The 17521-nt window shown below is 45.0% G+C and carries 12 protein-coding genes and 2 pseudogenes; all 14 read left to right on the top strand.

Going from position 1 to position 17521, the window contains the following annotated elements; all coding sequences use genetic code 11:
• Positions 1-541: 541 nt before the first annotated feature.
• Entirely contained in the window at positions 542-2368 is a 1827-nt protein-coding gene (locus NNL21_RS35465; RefSeq protein ID WP_204821759.1) for an ABC transporter ATP-binding protein, read from the top strand.
• Positions 2365-4221 carry an ABC transporter ATP-binding protein gene (locus NNL21_RS35460; protein WP_204821758.1) on the top strand — a complete coding sequence of 619 codons (1857 nt, stop codon included), beginning with the start codon at positions 2365-2367 and terminating at the stop codon, positions 4219-4221. Before NNL21_RS35465 ends, NNL21_RS35460 begins: the two co-directional genes overlap by 4 nt.
• Before the next feature lie 246 nt (positions 4222-4467).
• Complete coding sequence (locus NNL21_RS35455) at positions 4468-4968, top strand: VOC family protein (RefSeq protein ID WP_204821757.1); 501 nt, start codon at positions 4468-4470, stop codon at positions 4966-4968.
• Positions 4969-5742: 774 nt separating this feature from the next.
• Positions 5743-6072 carry an ArsR/SmtB family transcription factor gene (locus NNL21_RS35450; protein WP_204821756.1) on the top strand — a complete coding sequence of 110 codons (330 nt, stop codon included), beginning with the start codon at positions 5743-5745 and terminating at the stop codon, positions 6070-6072.
• On the top strand, positions 6069-6467 hold the full coding sequence (locus NNL21_RS35445; RefSeq protein WP_204821755.1) for an SRPBCC family protein: 399 nt from the start codon (positions 6069-6071) through the stop codon (positions 6465-6467). The genes NNL21_RS35450 and NNL21_RS35445 overlap by 4 nt, the downstream gene beginning before the upstream one ends.
• A 220-nt stretch (positions 6468-6687) precedes the next feature.
• Positions 6688-8943: an ATP-binding cassette domain-containing protein gene (locus NNL21_RS35440; RefSeq protein ID WP_204821754.1), complete on the top strand. Its 2256-nt coding sequence runs from the start codon at positions 6688-6690 to the stop codon at positions 8941-8943.
• A gap of 427 nt (positions 8944-9370) precedes the next feature.
• Positions 9371-10135, top strand: a complete 765-nt coding sequence (locus NNL21_RS35435; protein ID WP_256555703.1) for a helix-turn-helix domain-containing protein — start codon at positions 9371-9373, stop codon at positions 10133-10135.
• Between the two features lie 133 nt (positions 10136-10268).
• A complete protein-coding gene (locus NNL21_RS35430) occupies positions 10269-11105 on the top strand; it encodes a phytanoyl-CoA dioxygenase family protein (protein ID WP_204821752.1) in 837 nt (278 codons plus the stop codon).
• Positions 11106-11123: 18 nt separating this feature from the next.
• Positions 11124-12011, top strand: a complete 888-nt coding sequence (locus NNL21_RS35425; RefSeq protein ID WP_204821751.1) for an NAD(P)-dependent oxidoreductase — start codon at positions 11124-11126, stop codon at positions 12009-12011.
• A 526-nt stretch (positions 12012-12537) separates the two neighbouring features.
• Positions 12538-12807 carry a DUF1801 domain-containing protein gene (locus NNL21_RS35420; RefSeq protein WP_373567641.1) on the top strand — a complete coding sequence of 90 codons (270 nt, stop codon included), beginning with the start codon at positions 12538-12540 and terminating at the stop codon, positions 12805-12807.
• A gap of 302 nt (positions 12808-13109) precedes the next feature.
• Positions 13110-15005: a beta-N-acetylhexosaminidase gene (locus tag NNL21_RS35415; RefSeq protein ID WP_204821750.1), complete on the top strand. Its 1896-nt coding sequence runs from the start codon at positions 13110-13112 to the stop codon at positions 15003-15005.
• A 44-nt stretch (positions 15006-15049) separates the two neighbouring features.
• Positions 15050-15459 (top strand): annotated as a pseudogene (locus NNL21_RS36950) (YjhG/YagF family D-xylonate dehydratase); the annotation flags it as partial.
• 516 nt (positions 15460-15975) lie between these two features.
• The gene (gene fabV, locus NNL21_RS35405; protein WP_204821748.1) at positions 15976-17166 is read left to right on the top strand and encodes an enoyl-ACP reductase FabV; all 1191 of its coding nucleotides are present in this window, start codon (positions 15976-15978) and stop codon (positions 17164-17166) included.
• A 214-nt stretch (positions 17167-17380) separates the two neighbouring features.
• Positions 17381-17521, top strand: a pseudogene (locus NNL21_RS35400) (IS110 family transposase); the annotation flags it as partial.

Genomic DNA, 17521 nt, shown 5'->3' with positions numbered 1-17521 from the left:
TTTTATAATTTCGAACGATTACAAGCGAAATTAAACGGCCTCAGTCCGATGGAATTCAGGACCAAGGCCGCTTAATTAATTTTTATTATTTATACTGTCTACTTGACGGGGTGCAGTTCACGCGGCAGCTGCTCCTTGTTGTATTAAGTGAAAGGGTAAGTCGGTTTTTATTAGCTTACCATAACCTGGACTGAAGAATAGTGGCTTGAACTCAATGAAACACGAAGAACGGCAGCCGGTCAAATGGCTGCCGTTTTCTCAATTCACGGGCAAGATTTGTTCAATAAAAAACCGACACATTCTAAGTGTCGGTTTATTAGATGAACAAACATAAAAAAGACATCGATACATAATAGTGTATTAAAAATTTCAACATAAGTCTATTGTTTTTTTGGATTACCTTGTATGTTTGTTTTAGCGTCCGCGGCGCTAACAGGGCTCAGAAATATACCTCTAAAGGATGTAGAATCCCCGTTCTTTCATTAAAAGAGGTTTCTATTTTGTTTGGAGCAAACTCAAACTTTTAGAAGGGAGATCACATATGAAAAATGAAAAAAATACCCATGGATTGTTAAATAATCTTAAATTTATGCTTCATGAGCAATGGGTTTTTGAAAAGAAGGCAACTGTAATTCCGTTTATACGGATTCTTTCGGATCTAGCAGTAGCGTTAATGGGAATATGGCTTCCGAAAGTTGTATTGGATGCTATTAGTCAATCCATTCCGGTACATGTTTTTCTAACTCAAATCGGTTTGTTAACGGTTGCATTAATGCTGCTAAAGTATATTAGTTATTATTCAGAGCAAGGAGTTTTGAAAAACGCAGTAAGAATATGGAATGTTCATTTTTACATCAAGAAAGACTGGAAAATACTCGATATGGATTATTCCATATTCACATCCCCAAAAGGCAAAATATTGATTGAGAAAGCTCATGACTCATTAAGCAGAAATGTTAATGTTAATATGGCTTCATTCTACCCAAAACTTGTTGAATTGGTGAGAAGTGTCCTTGGTTTACTTTCTTTCTGTGCTGTAATTGCTTTTCTTAATCCGATTATTATACTTTTGCTATTGATCAGTTATGGCATCGATGGATTGATCTCTCTAAACATACAGAAATGGGAACACAGCATAAAGGATAAGCGCGCTACAATTGATCGTAAGCTTTATTATGTATTTGACAGTACGAATAACAGTTCTATTGCAAAAGATATACGTCTGTATGATATGAAAAGTTGGATCAATCATGCTGCGAAATCGTTTATGAATGAAAAAAATACGTTAGAGAAGCAAGTTGAGACGAAACATCTATTACAACGATTATTTGAGGCCTTTTTGATTTTTATAAGAAATGGCGGCGGGTATATCTATCTGATTTGGAAGATGCTCCATACCGATATGACAGTTGGTGAATTTACGCTTTATTTTGGAGCTATATCAGGATTTGGACTTTGGCTACACCAAATAGTTAGAACAATTAATGGGTTATCCAATGCAAGTTGTAAAGTGGATGACTATCGCAATTTAATGGATACGAAAGATAAATTAATGAGAAGTGAAGGTGAACAAATACCAGCGTTAAATGAGCCAGTTGAAATTGTTCTTGAGAATGTCCGCTTTCATTATGAAGGAAGTGATCAAACCATTGTTGATGATATAAACCTTACAATCAGTAAAGGCGAACGACTAGCTATTGTAGGTGTTAATGGTGCGGGGAAAACGACACTGATTAAGCTTATCTGTGGACTTCTAGAGCCTGTTTCTGGGCGGGTTCTTATGAACGGAATGGATATAAGGCGTTTTAACAGGGAGGCGTATTATTCTCTGATTACAGCGGCATTCCAAAATGTATGTGTACTTCCCATGAGCATTGCTCAGAATATCACATTCAAGGATGAAAGTGATATCGATACAGAAAAATTAGAAAAATGTGTTGAACTGGCCAATTTAAAAGAGAAAATGGATCGTTTGCCAAAGCGTTATTCGACCCAGCTGGTTCCTTCCGTTGTCGATGATGGTGTTAATTTGTCAGGAGGCGAACTGCAGAAATTGATGTTGGCTCGAGCTCTTTATAAAGATGCGCCACTGATCATCCTTGATGAACCGACTGCTGCACTTGATCCGATTGCTGAAAATCAGATGTATCTAAGATATAGTGAGCTGACGAACAATAAGACTGCAATCTACATATCCCATCGGCTTTCTTCAACACGGTTTTGCGACAGAATTATTTTTGTTGAGCACGGCAAAATCATCGAAACGGGGACACATGACGAATTATTGGCTCGTGGAGGAAAGTATAAGGCGATGTTTGATGTTCAGAGTCAGTATTATAAGGATTACATTGAGGAGAAAGCAATATGACAAGGAATATGCATAAGACAATGACAGATTTACGAATGATCAAACGTGCATGCGGAATTATTCGAGAATTGTCTCCAGGATTGTTAGGATTCAGTATTACAAAGGCTATTATCGATGCATTCATTCCATACATTGCGATTTTTATGTCAGCATTAATTATTGATGAACTCGTTGGAAATAAGGATTTTGAATTACTAATGATCTATGCATTTGCAGCTGCGGGCGGTACATTGATGATATCAATCACAGCAGAACTATTTTCAAAAAGAATAAATGTATTAAGTGCAATGTTTGAGGTGAGAGTGAAAAATTATCTTAATCAGGTCAGACTCTCAATGGATTTTACAATGTTAGAGGATCCAAAGTATATGGAATTGCATGCAAGAATTATCGGAACCATGTTTATGGTGAATGGTGGAATAACATCAGTAGTTGGATTATTGACTAAGATTTTTGAAAATGCAGTTTCGGTAATTATAGCGGTAATAATCATCCAAAAATCAATTACGGCATCCAAATCATCGGCTGCTGGTTCAAGTGTAATTCATAATCCGATTCTATTTTTCCTACTATTAATGGCCGTAATCATTGTATGTATTGCAATCACAGTAAGAAATTCTAAAACGGCAAGTAAGAAAGAATTTGGTTTATTTCAAAACGCTTCAACGAATAGATATCTCGACTATTACCATTATCATTATATGGAGGACGATCAAGCGGCAAAAGATATTCATATCTTTGATCAGAGAAAACTCATTATTAATGAAGTACTTTCCAAAGGACGTCTGCCTTGGATGAACATTGTCAATGGCAGATACAGTCTTATGCAACGATACTTTGGTGCCAATGCTGTAATCGCTGTTTTTATAGGTGGCTTTGCTTATGTCTTTGTGGGGCTAAGAGCACTTGCTGGCTCTATTAGTTTGGGTAGCGTCATCACAAGCTATGCCTCTATCATTAGGCTGGTTTCATCCGTAAGCGATTTGTCTGTTTCGTTAACACAAATCAAAAGTAATAATAACTATCTGAACATGTTTTTTGAGTACATCGATACCCCCTCCAGGCAGCATGATGGAAAGGAATTACCAGAACAACGAAATGATGGATGGGAGCTGGAATTTCATGAGGTTAGTTTCCGATATCCTTCCTGTGAAACATATGCCATTCATAATTTATCAATGAAGATTTCATCGAAGAGCCGTATTGCGATTGTAGGTACGAATGGCTCAGGAAAGACAACCCTGATTAAATTACTTTGTGGATTAAATCAGCCGGACAGGGGATCTATCACTTTAAACGGAAAGGATATTAACGAACTTGATTATAATGCGTACACAAACTTGTTTTCCGTTGTCTTTCAGGATTTTAAACTCTTTGCTTTTCCGATCGGGGAAAATGTATCCGCTTCCAGGGATTATGAGGATGAGAAAGTATGGCATTCCCTTGACGTTGCGGGTATTGGCAATAAGGTGCGTAATCTTCCTTTAAAGTTAAAACAATCAATCTATAAGAATGTTGAACTGGATGGAAGGGATCTTTCAGGCGGTGAAGAACAAAAAATGGCGATAGCCCGTGCGTTATATAAGGATGCTCCTATCATGATATTTGATGAACCAACGGCAGCGCTTGATCCCGTCGCTGAATATGAAATATATTCAAAATTCAACGAAATCATTGGAGATAAAGCAGCTGTGTTTGTATCACACAGACTTTCATCTTGCAGGTTTTGCGATCATATTGCTGTATTTCATAATGGAGAAATTGTACAGTTTGGCAATCATGAAGAGTTACTGGAGGATAGTGAAGGAAAATATTATGAATTGTGGAGTGCACAAGCTCAGTATTATAAATAGAGGTAAGAGCGTATTCAAATGGTTTAGACGCGAAGCCCATGGAACCAGTCCGATGGATACCATCAAACAAATCGAAGCTCATTTTGGCTTTAGTAAATAATTAATTCCAGTTCTGGCTGCAATATATGCCAGGCCTTTTTGGATTTGTAACGGCACAACAAAGCAAGGGTATAAAGTTGATAAAAAAAGACACAACGAAGGTATCGTTACCACGTTATAATTACGAATGAACAGGAGGAATCCAATATGGGTCCATTTGCTAAGAAGAACCAAAACTCTGATGGATACAAACCTACTGCTATCCCCAAAGCACTTAAAGTTATAAATGGCCACAAGGAGGGTATAACCATGGAACGTTTGAATAATCAAGCTCGAACCATGACTACACAGGAGGGAAGCGGGCTTGAAAAAAGAATAGGGTCGATTTTTATCCATGTTTCAGACATGAAAAGAGCAGTGGAATGGTATAGCCGTGTGCTTGATCTGCCTTTCAACGATGATTACTTAGAGGAGCGCTTGTCTACGGTTTATACGCTGCATCTCGAGGGAACTGAGATTTTGCTGGATTCAAACCATGGAGCGGCGCCAGGCCCCCAGCCTATGATGTTTTTCAAAACAGACGATATTCGGAAAACGCTACAGTTTATGAAAGAAAACGGTATCGTAATACATAATGAAGTGCTAGAAAACAACATCGTTATTTTCGAAGACCCGGATGGAAACCGACTGATGGCGATCCAAATGTAGCAACGCTTCACCCGGGGCCTATAAGCCGCCTGGTTACGACAACGTAACTCCGTATACCTGATCATCTAAAAAGACATAGAGAAACTAACAATTAACCCGGATCCCCAAGGAACCGGGTTTTTTACGCTGTTCGCGAACGTATGTTCAAACGATCGTCTTCTCGCGACAGTTCTTCGGATGATTCGGTTGGTGAGGGTTGGGCTGGTTCTTGTATATGATCCATCGATTTTCAATTTTCATGGTTTTTACGCGGCCTTCCGCGCAATAGTTCTTGATCGTTCCCGCCGAGAGGTCCCAGTGTGTCCTCACGTTTTACTAGTTTCAGATCCAGGTCGATCGCCAGGGCAACGCGCAGTAGTGTCCAGGCGAGGGATCGCGGCAGATCCTTCTAGCCTGGCAATGGCTGACTGCTTCAATCCAGGTATTACTTTTTCCAGGGACGTATTTCGGAACAGAACAGCAATTCATAACCCAAGACAATGATCCATGGATACCATTAGAGCTTGTTGTTGGTGAGAAACAATAAGGTTTAATGAACCACTCAACGATGAGTAGCTTCCTCCGAATATTTTGCCAAAAACTTTCGTATTCCTCGATCGGGTTGTTGACACGACACCAAGCGGTGTCCTATAATCAAAGTGTCACTAAATGGTGTCCAATTAAGAGGACGTATTTGGAACGTTTGTAATCTGAATAAGATTCATTTGAAACAATTATGAGGAGGTGGCGACATTAACGGCTGTCCCTTGGTTGTAATATTTAGGAGAGATTGTTGTGAGTGAGAACAACCCGTTGCGGGATGTGTTTGACGCGATTGCAGATCCAACTAGACGCCGTTTGATTCAGCTGTTAGCAGAGGCAGAGGAGATGCCGCTTCATGAATTAACGACACAGTTTCAAATGGGCCGTACAGCGGTATCCAAGCATTTGACAATTCTCAAAGAGGCCGGACTGGTACTTGACCGAAAAGTCGGCAGAGAAACGCGATTTAGGCTCAACGCCTCTCCACTCAGAGAAGTTCAAGATTGGTTGTCTTTCTACAGCAAGTTCTGGAGTATGAATATGTTGCGCTTGAACCAACTATTAGAGGAGGAAGAAGAATGAGTTTAACATTATCCTTGGATTTTCAGTACACGACATCGATCGAGAAGGCTTGGTCCGCCTTAACCGATTCAAGCAAGTTAGCCAAGTGGATTACGGAAAATGATTTTAAGCCTGTCGTTGGACAGCATTTTCAGTTTCGCCATCAGCCGTCCGAATATTGGGATGGAATCGTTGACGGCGAAGTGCTTATCGTGGAAGCACCAAACCGGTTGTCTTATTCTTGGGCTACCGGAGACGAGAAGCACACGGTCACCTGGACGCTGCAGGATTTAGGGGACGGAAAGGTTAACCTTCATCTCGAACAAACCGGATTCTCAAATGCTTATGGACTCGAAGGCGCCAAGTATGGCTGGAGTGAATGGTTCGGCAAGTTTGAAACGGTGTTGGAACAATAACCGTATTCGATACGAAAACATCTCCTTACCCAATGCTAAATTATTGGGTACGATAGATGAACCTTGCTTGACCCGAATCAACATAAACCGGCTGCAAACGACATGCAGCCGGTTTATGTTAATTCGAGCAATCTGACAAGTTCTGCCCGACTTTCTATGCAAGATGAATGGTATTATGTAAATATAAGCAGAATTTATTTCTATCGGAAGGAAGTTAAGCATGAGCGAATCTAATCAGGAACATATTGTAATCTCGGGTGCGAGGGAGAACAATCTCAAGAACGTATCCTTGCTCATTCCCAAGCGGAAGATCACGATCTTCACCGGGGTATCCGGTTCCGGCAAGTCATCGATCGTCTTCGATACGATCGCCGCAGAATCCACGCGATTGCTGAATGAGAACTTCAGCATGTTCGTGCGCAATTTCCTGCCCCGCGTTCCGCAGCCGGATACGGACGCGATCGAGAATCTGAGCATGGCTGTTATTGTGGATCAGAAGCGGCTGGGCGGAGGTTCCCATTCCACGATGGGCACGATTACCGATATCTCTCCGATATTCCGTCTTCTCTTCTCCCGAGTGGGGCAGCCCTATGTTGGACAAGCGCACATGTTCTCATTTAACGATCCGCAAGGCATGTGTCCCGAGTGCAACGGAATCGGCCGCAGGCTGGGCGTAGACATGAGCAAGGCGGTGGACATGTCAAAGTCACTCAATGAAGGGGCGATTATGCTGCCGGACTATTCGGTGAACGGCTGGGAATGGAATATGATCGTACAGTCGGGGGACTTCGATCTCGATAAGAAGCTGAGCGATTATTCGGATGAGGAACTGGAGCATCTGCTGTACGCCAAGGCAAGGAAAGTGAAGATGGATTTCGCCGGTAAGGCAACGAATATTACAGTGGAAGGCGTTATTGAGAAGTTCACGAACAAATACATCAAGCAGGATGTAAAGACGAAATCCGAGCGCACACAAAAAACGGTTGCGCCGTATATTTCCGAAGGTCCCTGCTCCAGCTGCCGCGGCGCGAGACTCAGTCAGGCCGCGCTCAGCTGCAGGATCAATGGACTCAACATTGCGGAGATGTCCTCCATGGAGGTCGGACAGCTCATCCGCGTCGTTCGGGAAATTGACGATCCCGTAGCCGGGCCGATCGTCAAGTCGCTAACGGAGCGGCTGCAGCATCTGGTGGATATCGGTCTTGACTATTTGACGCTGGACCGTGAGACGGATACATTGTCCGGCGGCGAGTCGCAGCGCGTCAAGATGGTGAAGCACCTGAGCGGAAGTCTGGTGGATGTCACTTACATTTTCGATGAGCCCAGCGTTGGCTTGCACCCCCGTGATGTACACCGGTTAAATGAATTGCTTCAGAAGCTGCGCGACAAGGGCAATACCGTAATTGTTGTCGAGCATGATCCCGATGTGATCAAGGTGGCCGATCATATCGTCGACGTCGGGCCTCACGCCGGCAGCCGCGGCGGTACTATCGTCTATGAAGGAAGCTTCCAAGGCCTGTTGGAGGCAGGTACGTTGACAGGTGACCATATGAAGCGGCCGCTCCAGCTGAAGCACGATTGCAGACAGCTATCCGGCAAACTGTCCATCAAGAACGCCCTACTACATAACCTGCGGAACGTGAGCGTAGATATACCAACCGGAGTACTGACCGTCGTTACGGGTGTCGCAGGCTCGGGTAAGAGTACGCTGATTAACGATGTATTCCTCAGCCAGCATCAGGATGCTATCGTCATCGATCAATCGGCGATAGGCGTGTCAACACGCTCGAATCCCGCGACCTACACGGGCATTATGGATGATGTGCGCAAGGCGTTTGCTTCCGCGAACAAGGTCAATCAAGGCTTGTTCAGCTTCAACTCCAAGGGGGCTTGCGAGAACTGTCAAGGGCTGGGTGTTGTGTATACAGACCTTGCATTCCTCGAGAGTGTGAAGCTGCCATGCGAGGTATGCGGAGGTAGACGATTCAAGGAAGAGGTGCTCGCTTACAAGCTGAACGGTAAATCAATTGCAGAAGTGCTGGAGATGACTGTAGAGCAGGCCTTGGATTTTTTCCAGCTAAAAGAGGTTGTGCGCAAGCTCCAGGCGATGAGCGATGTGGGGCTGAACTATATTACACTCGGCCAGCCGCTCAGCACGCTCTCTGGCGGGGAATGCCAGCGCATCAAGCTGGCAAGCGAGCTGCATAAGAAGGGAAGCATCTACGTGATGGACGAGCCGACGACCGGCCTGCATATGTCGGATATCGGTCAACTTCTGGGGATCATGAACCGCCTCGTGGATGCCGGCAATACGGTGATCGTCATCGAGCACAACCTCGATGTGATCAGCCAAGCGGATTGGATCATCGATATGGGACCGGACGGAGGCAGCAAGGGCGGCCAGGTGGTGTTCGAGGGCACACCTCAGCAGATCATCCATGCAGAACAGTCGATCACGGGAAAATACTTGATGTAATGCATCAAATCCACTTTAATCATATGGGATTCGTAATTTCTTAGCAAGACAGGGAGAAGCTGATAAAGGTTTAAACTTACTTATGCTCAACCAGGGCTGCCAGCAGAATTGGCAGCCTTTCGCATACGTACGGGCAGTTATGCACCGCAGTGCCGTTTCATGAGCGACTTCCAGCCCTCAATAAATCTCTTGTGGCTGTTTTTGACTGTGCTATGCCGGAATAATGGAGAGCCACACGGCACCTCTATTCCTAAATAGGGGCTTTTTTTATGGTGGCAGTAAGCAGTCGTGTAAGAATTCAGTTTGTGCTTTATTATAGAGAGAAAGAGCGGGCGTGAGAAACGTTGAACAGCTCGATGACTTTGACAAAGTGCTCCACGGAGGGAACTTGCGCCAATCATGCGGGAGGTAATTCACGTTGATCAAGATGCATACCTGTTATGTGAAGGATTTCAATGGGAAATGGGAAATGGGGAAGGTCAAAACGCAATATAACATTATGATCGTCGTGACGAAAGGAAAAATTATCTATTGGATAAACGATGAGACCGTCTTGTTACAAAAAGGGGACGTTCTCTTTGTTCCGGCCGGTTCCATCCGTGGGGGGAGTTCGATTGAAGGCCATCAGCGTTATGCTACGCATTTCACGATCGACGATATAGATCGGATGCTGCTGCCCGTCCTTACTGAGAATCAGTACTGTATGACGTCAGTAAGCGGGTTTGAATATTTCAAGCAGCGGTTTTTGCTGCTTAAGCATCACTGGCTCATGAGAGGGCCTTATACGGAAACTACCTGTTATGCCATTCTATTGGAATTGCTGGGCATCATTAATTACGAACGGGACAAGTGGAAACTGCCGGCCAAAAAAATCGATATGGCTGAAGATATTAAAAAATATATTTTGGATCATTACAAGGAGTCGGTCTCGTTGAATGATCTAACCCAATTTACAGGAAGGACGCCAAACCATATCTCTCATCTATTCAAGTCCGTGACAGGATTATCGCCGATCGATTATCTCCATCATGTACGGGTTTCCAAGGCGAAAGAGCTGATGATTGATAAAATGATGCCGATCAGGGAGGTTGCGGAAGAAACCGGGTTTTGCGATCAAGCCTATTTCAACCGGGTTTTCAAGAAGATTACGGGTTGTTCCCCCACCGCTTTTTTGAAGGGAAGGACAGATTGACCCGATTCTTGTTAACGCTAACATAAAAATCGTTGAATCGTACAAAAGAAAAATAGATCGTTACTCGAAACCGCCCCCGAGACCCATTATGATTAAGTCAGGCTTAAAACCAATCATCAGGAGGGGGATTTGGGTGAATCCATCATGCTTGCAGTACGCTTTGACGGAAGAAGAGCGCAGGACGTTTAACGAGAAAGGCTATCTGATTATGGAAAACGCATTGTCACCAGATCAGGTCGAGTTACTGACTGCGCCATTCGATCGCATTTACGCGAGTAAGATTCAGGAAGGACATGACTTGAAAACGGCTTTGTTTTATCCAAATTTCATTCCCGATCATCATTCTTTTCTAGATCTAGTCGATTATGAGAAGATTCTTCCGAAGGTTTGGGGCATTCTCGGCTGGAATATTTACTTGTACCACGCGCATATGATTGCGACGCCGCCATCGGGGCAGGAGAAGAACGACAAAACGTTCGGCTGGCATCAGGACAGCGGGCGTGTGAATATGGAAATGGAATCCCATCCACGACCGCGCTTATCACTAAAAGTCGCTTATTTCTTGTCCGACATTTCAGAGCCGGGCCGTGGTAATTTTTGGATTATACCTGGAAGTCACTTGAAAGACAACCTTGAAATATCGAAGAATGGCAAAGGCCAGCCTGAGGGAGCAATCCCGGTTTGCGTCAAGCCTGGTACGGCAGTTTTCTTCGACAGACGTCTATGGCATGCAGCATCGCCGAACTGGTCGGACATCACGCGTAAAGTTTTGTTTTATGGCTATGGCTATCGGTGGATTCGCACGAAGGACGATATGACCGTACAGCATCTCTGGGAAAGCAGCGATCCGATTCGACGGCAGATGCTCGGTGCCAGTGTGAACTGCAACGGTCATTATAGTCCGACGGACGCCGATGTGCCTTTGCGAACATGGCTGAAAGAGCATCAACCGGAGTTGTTTGATAAATAAACGTACAGGAGCGAGCAAATGACGGTGAATCGAGAACATATTATCGGGTTTATCGGAACAGGCGTCATGGGTAACAGCATGGCGGGTCATTTCATTAAGGCGGGATACTCCGTTATCGTCTATAATCGGACCAAAAGCCGGGCTGAAGAGTTGATGGCACTTGGCGCAGTTTGGATGGATACTGCAGCTCAGGTTGCGTCCAGGGCAAATGTAATCATAACGATGGTTGGATATCCGAAGGATGTAGAAGACGTGTATTTGGGGCAAAATGGAATTCTGGCTCATGCTCAAGAGGGTTCCTATGTCATCGATATGACGACATCTACGCCGTCGTTAGCACGGAGAATTTATGCGGAAGCGAAAGAAAAAGGAATCTATGCGCTTGATGCACCCGTTTCCGGAGGCGATATTGGGGCAAGAGAGGCTAGATTGGCCATTATGGTAGGCACTGATGAAGATGCATTCGAAGCTATGCTTCCTGTATTTTCTGTTATCGGCAAAAATATTATTTTACAGGGAGGTGCAGGTTCCGGTCAGCATACCAAGATGTGCAACCAAATTGCTATCGCATCGAATATGATTGGTGTCTGTGAAGCGATGGTATACGCCAAAAGAGCCGGACTTCATCCGGAAACCGTATTGAAAAGCATTGAAACAGGAGCGGCTGGGAGCTGGTCGCTCAGTAATCTGGCCCCGCGGATGATGAGCGGAGACTTCAAGCCCGGATTCTACGTGAAACACTTTATTAAAGATATGAGGATTGCGCTTGATGCTGCCAAAGAAATGGGAATCCTCACCCCCGGTCTCGCTTTGGCTAAATCCTTATATGATGAGCTTGAAGATAAAGGAGAAGCGGATAGCGGCACACAAGCTTTATTTAAGCTTCTAAACGGAGAGCTTTCTTGAATAGCTACGGTCGGTCACGATCCCTTAGGCGATGGCTGGCCATGCTTCCATACAATAGCTCGTTCATTACACTTCAATGACCCTGGTGCTCTTTCGTGCGGGTTTTTTAGCATAAACTCGTTTCTGACAATTTATTGCTCTGAAATTGAAATAAACCAATAGGTAAGGACCGTGACGGAAGCACTGGACGTATTAGGGGGGAACCTCTATTTGTTCGGTGCCTTTTTTTGAACGGACAAAAAAGCGGTACAACGAACAATCTGTGAGTGTTAGAACGTCAGAGCCCGGTACAAGAACTTACATCATTAGCCGAAATGGACAAGAACTTATATTCATAGACGAATATATGAATGTCTAATCATATATCTTCGAATTATTTAGCTGATGACCTCCAAAAAAATGTTTTCATTTGAGGAGGGAACAACATGGAAGCTTTTGCAGAATACTTAGCGCATATGATAACCCGCAGCATTGGGCCCGAACGGAAGAAGTTTTGGTCTGGGTATCAAAGAAATTTCCAAATTTAATGCCAAAAATGGTGTGGAATCGCCTATGTTTAACGAGCACGGCACATTTATTATTGTGCTTTAGCGTAGCCAAACATCATTTGGCTGTTGCCCCTGAAAGGGCAGGGATTAATCATTGTACGGATGACATTGTGCAGGCTGACTATGATCACACCAAGGAGTTGGTACGTATCCGGTTGGATAGTCCGGTTGATTTCTCATTACTTGAGAAAATGATCGAGTTTAATATTTTGGATAAGGCAGATTGTTCAACTTTTTGGCGGAAATAGAAAAAATAAGAGCGCATACGAACCCCCCCATACCAACGATTGCCGCGTTAAGGTCGTCTCAACCTCTAACCAGTAGACATGTTATATACTGCCTATGCATGTTGACTTGATGACGATAGTTTTCAGCTTATTCAGCAAAATAATCACTTCCTTTTACGTCATCATTGTTGACAATATTTTGTTGACAGCGTTTCCTATCTATCGTATAGTTGTTCCAAAATCGAATTACAAAAACGTTTTGCATAGATTAAGGCATTAATATATTTGTTACGTGAAACTACAAGAGATAAGAGGGATTGCCAATGACTGAGAGATTAGTTTTGTTGGTTCCGAATCCGAGACAAATTCAGTATTCACCTGGCTTGTATTCAATCGTTGGAGATGGATCCATTTGCACACCAAGCCAAGTTAGTAATGATTTGCTCGGTGTTGTTGAAAGAGCGCAGCGGATCATTCAAGAATTCACGGGTGGCAATTTCCCCATTCGTTGCGGAAGCTTATCAGGCAGCAGTCAGTTATGCTTTGAAGAGAAGGAAGACCTGCCGTCAGAGGGATACACGATGGAAATAAGCCGCACAGGAATTTCTATTGGGTACAAAGACGCAGCGGGAGCTTTCCATGCTGTCAGCACATTAAAGCAGATTTTAAGGCAATGCGAGAAGGAGACTGGGCTGCCTTTCCTTCAGATCATGGATTATCCGGATTTCGGTGCACGAGGAATCATGCTTGATATTAGCAGAGACAGAATCCCTACACTTGAGACGCTATACAGGATCGTTGATTTGATGGCTGATGTTAAGCTTAATCAACTGCAGCTTTACATCGAAGGATTTCCCTATGCCTACCCCTCTTATCCGGAGGTGTGGCGCGATCGGACCCCGATTACTCCCGAAGAGATCAAGCTGCTGGACCAGTACTGCAAGACCAGATTTATCGACCTCGTTCCGAATCAGAACAGCTTCGGGCATATGACACCATGGTTAATTCGTGAGGAATTCAATGAGCTGTCCGAATGTCCGAAAGGCTGTTTGGCGCCATGGGGATGGTATCATCCGACGACGTTAAATCCGTTGGATCCGAAAGTGATGGCGTTTCTTGAACAAACCTACGACGACCTGCTGCCTGCGTTTTCTTCGTCTTATTTTAATGTTGGCTGCGATGAGACCTTCGAGTTGGGTCAAGGCAAAAGTAAGCAAGCTTGCGAAGAGCGAGGCCAAGGTACCGTCTACCTCGATTATTTGTTGAAATTGCATGAACTGGTTCGACAAAAAGGGAAGAAAATGATGTATTGGGCGGAAATTACCTCCGCTTATCCTGAGCTTGTCCCAGCACTGCCTAAGGACGCTATTGCGCTGGAGTGGGGCTATGAAGCTGATATGCCTAATCCGGCTCATTGCGAAAGGTTAATGAATAGCGGAATTCCTTATTACGTCTGCCCCGGTACATCAAGTTGGAATTCGATTGCCGGGCTCACGGACAATATGAAGGCCAATTTACTCCATGCCGCAACCATAGGAAAGAAATTCGGAGCGATCGGCTTTCTGAATACGGATTGGGGTTCTCCAAATCACTGGCATCACCTTCCCATCAGTTATCCCGGATTCTTCTATGGTGCGGCGGTAAGCTGGGACGTCGATCAGAATGCTAACGCGGATATTGCCGGCTATCTCGACCGCTTTGTATTTCTTGACCGTAATCATAAGATGGGAAAGTTCGCATTGGAGCTTGGCAATTATTATTTGGAAGAGAAAGAGTCTTTCTTTGATGGCAGCAGCATTTACCGGACGCTGTATTACCATCAGCTTTCGGACACGAATCATGACCTGGATAGGCTGCAATTGCCTCCGATTGAAATCGAGGAATACGAGAGAGTGGACAACTACGTTAGACGTTTACTCGGCGTGTTGGAGCAGACCGATCTGCTATGCGACGATGCTGAGCTTATAAGGGCCGAGTACAAGAATGCCATAGCGCTAATTCTGCATGGAGCCCGGCTCGGTCAGTTTAAATATGCTTCCTTCACTGAAGTCGAACGTAAGCAAGAGCTTACGGATATGCTTCATGATATAAATAGCATAATGAGTGATTATGAACATGTCTGGTTAAGCCGAAATCGCAGCGGTGGAATGAAAGAAAGCCTGATCAAACTCGAACGGCTTGCAAGTGAATATCGCACGGCATTAGGATTGGAATTGTAAAGATTTTTTGCTCTGAGCTTGAGGAAGGATCTGGAGAATGGGAAGTTTCCATAACTACCGATGCACGGTTTACCGGTATTCCACAGATGCGTGCATAGGGCATATCGGACCTGTCCGATCGGCAAGCTGCTCGATGGCGATATCATCGAGATTATTATTGACCTCAACAGGCTGGAGGGGTCCATTAACTTCATCGGCAAGGGCGAAGAACGCTTCTCTGCCGCGGAAGGCGCGGCTATTCTGGCGGTCCGTGATCCTCACCCGGATTTAGTCACCGACCCTGCACTTCCGGAAGATACCCGCTTGTGGAGCGCTGCAATCGGTTAGCGGCGGCACATGGGGCGGCAGCGTCTATGATACGGTGGGGATTATCGCCGCGCTCGACGCGGGGAAAAGGCGCTCGGATGGTAAGCGTAAGCAGCATCGGCAGCTGCAGATCAATAGACCTGTTTAAGCGATCTGAATAAGCCATGATAATCGATGAAGATGGTCCACTCATGTGAGGGTGGATCTTTTTTGTAGTACTGGAGAGGGAGAATATACTCAGATAATAGATTGAGTTGATTCATCCTGCGCTGCTTGAGAATATTGTTTCGAGTATTATGATTTATAATATGGAAGAAGGATTTCGAACATCGAGTGAACAGTTTAGCGCACGGGATCAAGGTCCCACGGGCAGGTACGTTCGACCCCGGCTACCGTTACTTAACCCCTTAAGCACCAAAGAGATCAACCCGTAAAAACTGGCCAACCTCATAATACGAACGGGCAAGATACTTTCAATATGTGCTATTATGTATGGGATCGTTCATTGTTGGGGGATAACTGAATTGGAGTTTAGATAGGCTGGGATTAAGGGAGAGGTATTCCCTAATGCAATTAATTGTTATAATATAATACGGCTCAGCAGCACTCACGACATCTAAACCAAATGGAAAAATGAAATACGAAACAGAGAGGCGCATTATACATGATAATTAAACCTAGAACACGCGGCTTCATCTGCACGACCTCCCATCCGGTAGGGTGTGCACGTCAAGTCGAGGAACAGATCAATTACATAAAAGGCAAGCCTGCCATTCGAGGCCCACAGAACGTGCTTGTAATTGGCGCTTCCACGGGATACGGCTTGTCCGCCCGGATTGCAGCAGCTTTCGGTGCAGGCGCAAACACGATCGGCGTATACCGGACAAGCGGTGGCAACGAGAAGCGTACAGCTTCGGCCGGCTGGTACAACTCTGCCGCGTTCGAAGAGGCAGCCCAGAAGCTCGGCCTGAAATCCTACAGCGTAACCGGTGACGCCTTCGTCGACGAGACCAAGGACCATGTCATCAACGTCATCCGTCAGGAGCTGGGTCAGGTGGATCTGGTCGTCTATAGTGTCGCTTCCGCGCGCCGTAATGATCCCAGCACAGGTGAAGTAGTAAACTCCGTTCTGAAGCCGATCGGCCTGCCCTATACCAACAAAACCGTCAACTTCCACACCGGTGAAGTTACGAGCATTACGATTGAGCCAGCTACCGAAGAGGAGATCAAGCATACTGTCACTGTAATGGGCGGCGACGATTGGGAACAATGGATGACCCGGCTGCAGGATGCCGGTGTTCTGGCTGAAGGGGTCAAAACGGTCGCTTTCTCCTACATCGGCTCGAACATTACCCAGGCCATCTACCGGCAAGGCTCCATCGGCCGTGCGAAGGACGATCTGGAAGCGACCGCTGACAGCTTGACCGACAAGCTGAGTACCATTCATGGACAGGCATATGTGACCGTCAGCAAGGCGCTTGTCACCCAGTCCAGCTCCGCCATTCCGGTGGTGCCGCTGTACATCTCCGCTCTCTACAAGGTGATGAAGGAAAAAGGCCTGCACGAAGGAAGCATTGAGCAGATGTACCGGTTGTTTTCCGACCGTCTGTATAATGGCGGTGAAACACCAGTTGACGAGAAGGGACGCATCCGGATTGATGACTGGGAGCTGCGAGAGGATGTGCAAGACGAGGTCAACCGGATTTGGGATATGATGACTACCGATAATATTCACGTTATCTCCGACCTTGACGGCTACCGTCGTGAATTCTTCCAGCTGTTCGGCTTCGAGACCCAAGACGTTGACTACGAGGCCGATGTGAATCCTGATGTACAGGTGCTAAACCTGCGTTAATCCTCATATAAGGTAAGCCAGAATGCATTGAATGCATTCTGGCTTTTTTGTTATATAGCTTATACCAGATCTTAGCTCATAATACGAAAGGGCAGCATTCCTATTATAAAGAAATACGAGATTTGAGAAACAAAATGACTCCTTGGTATGATGTTGATGGGTCCCAGATGCTGGCCAGCTACCGGATCCAAAAACAAACCAAGGAGACTACAAAATGAATTCTACTCAAAATGAACGCATTAATCAAATTACTTCTTCTACTTTAATTGTCGGTGTAGACATCGCAAAGTTCAAACATGTGGCTCGAGCACAAGACTACCGCGGAGTCGAGCTCGGGAAGCCAATTACGTTTGAA

It is taken from the genome of Paenibacillus mendelii, assembly GCF_024498075.1.
In the GTDB taxonomy this organism is placed as follows: Bacteria; Bacillota; Bacilli; order Paenibacillales; family Paenibacillaceae; genus Paenibacillus_Z; species Paenibacillus_Z mendelii.
Note: the sequence above shows the minus strand (reverse complement) of the source record. Positions and strands in the feature narration are given on the sequence as shown.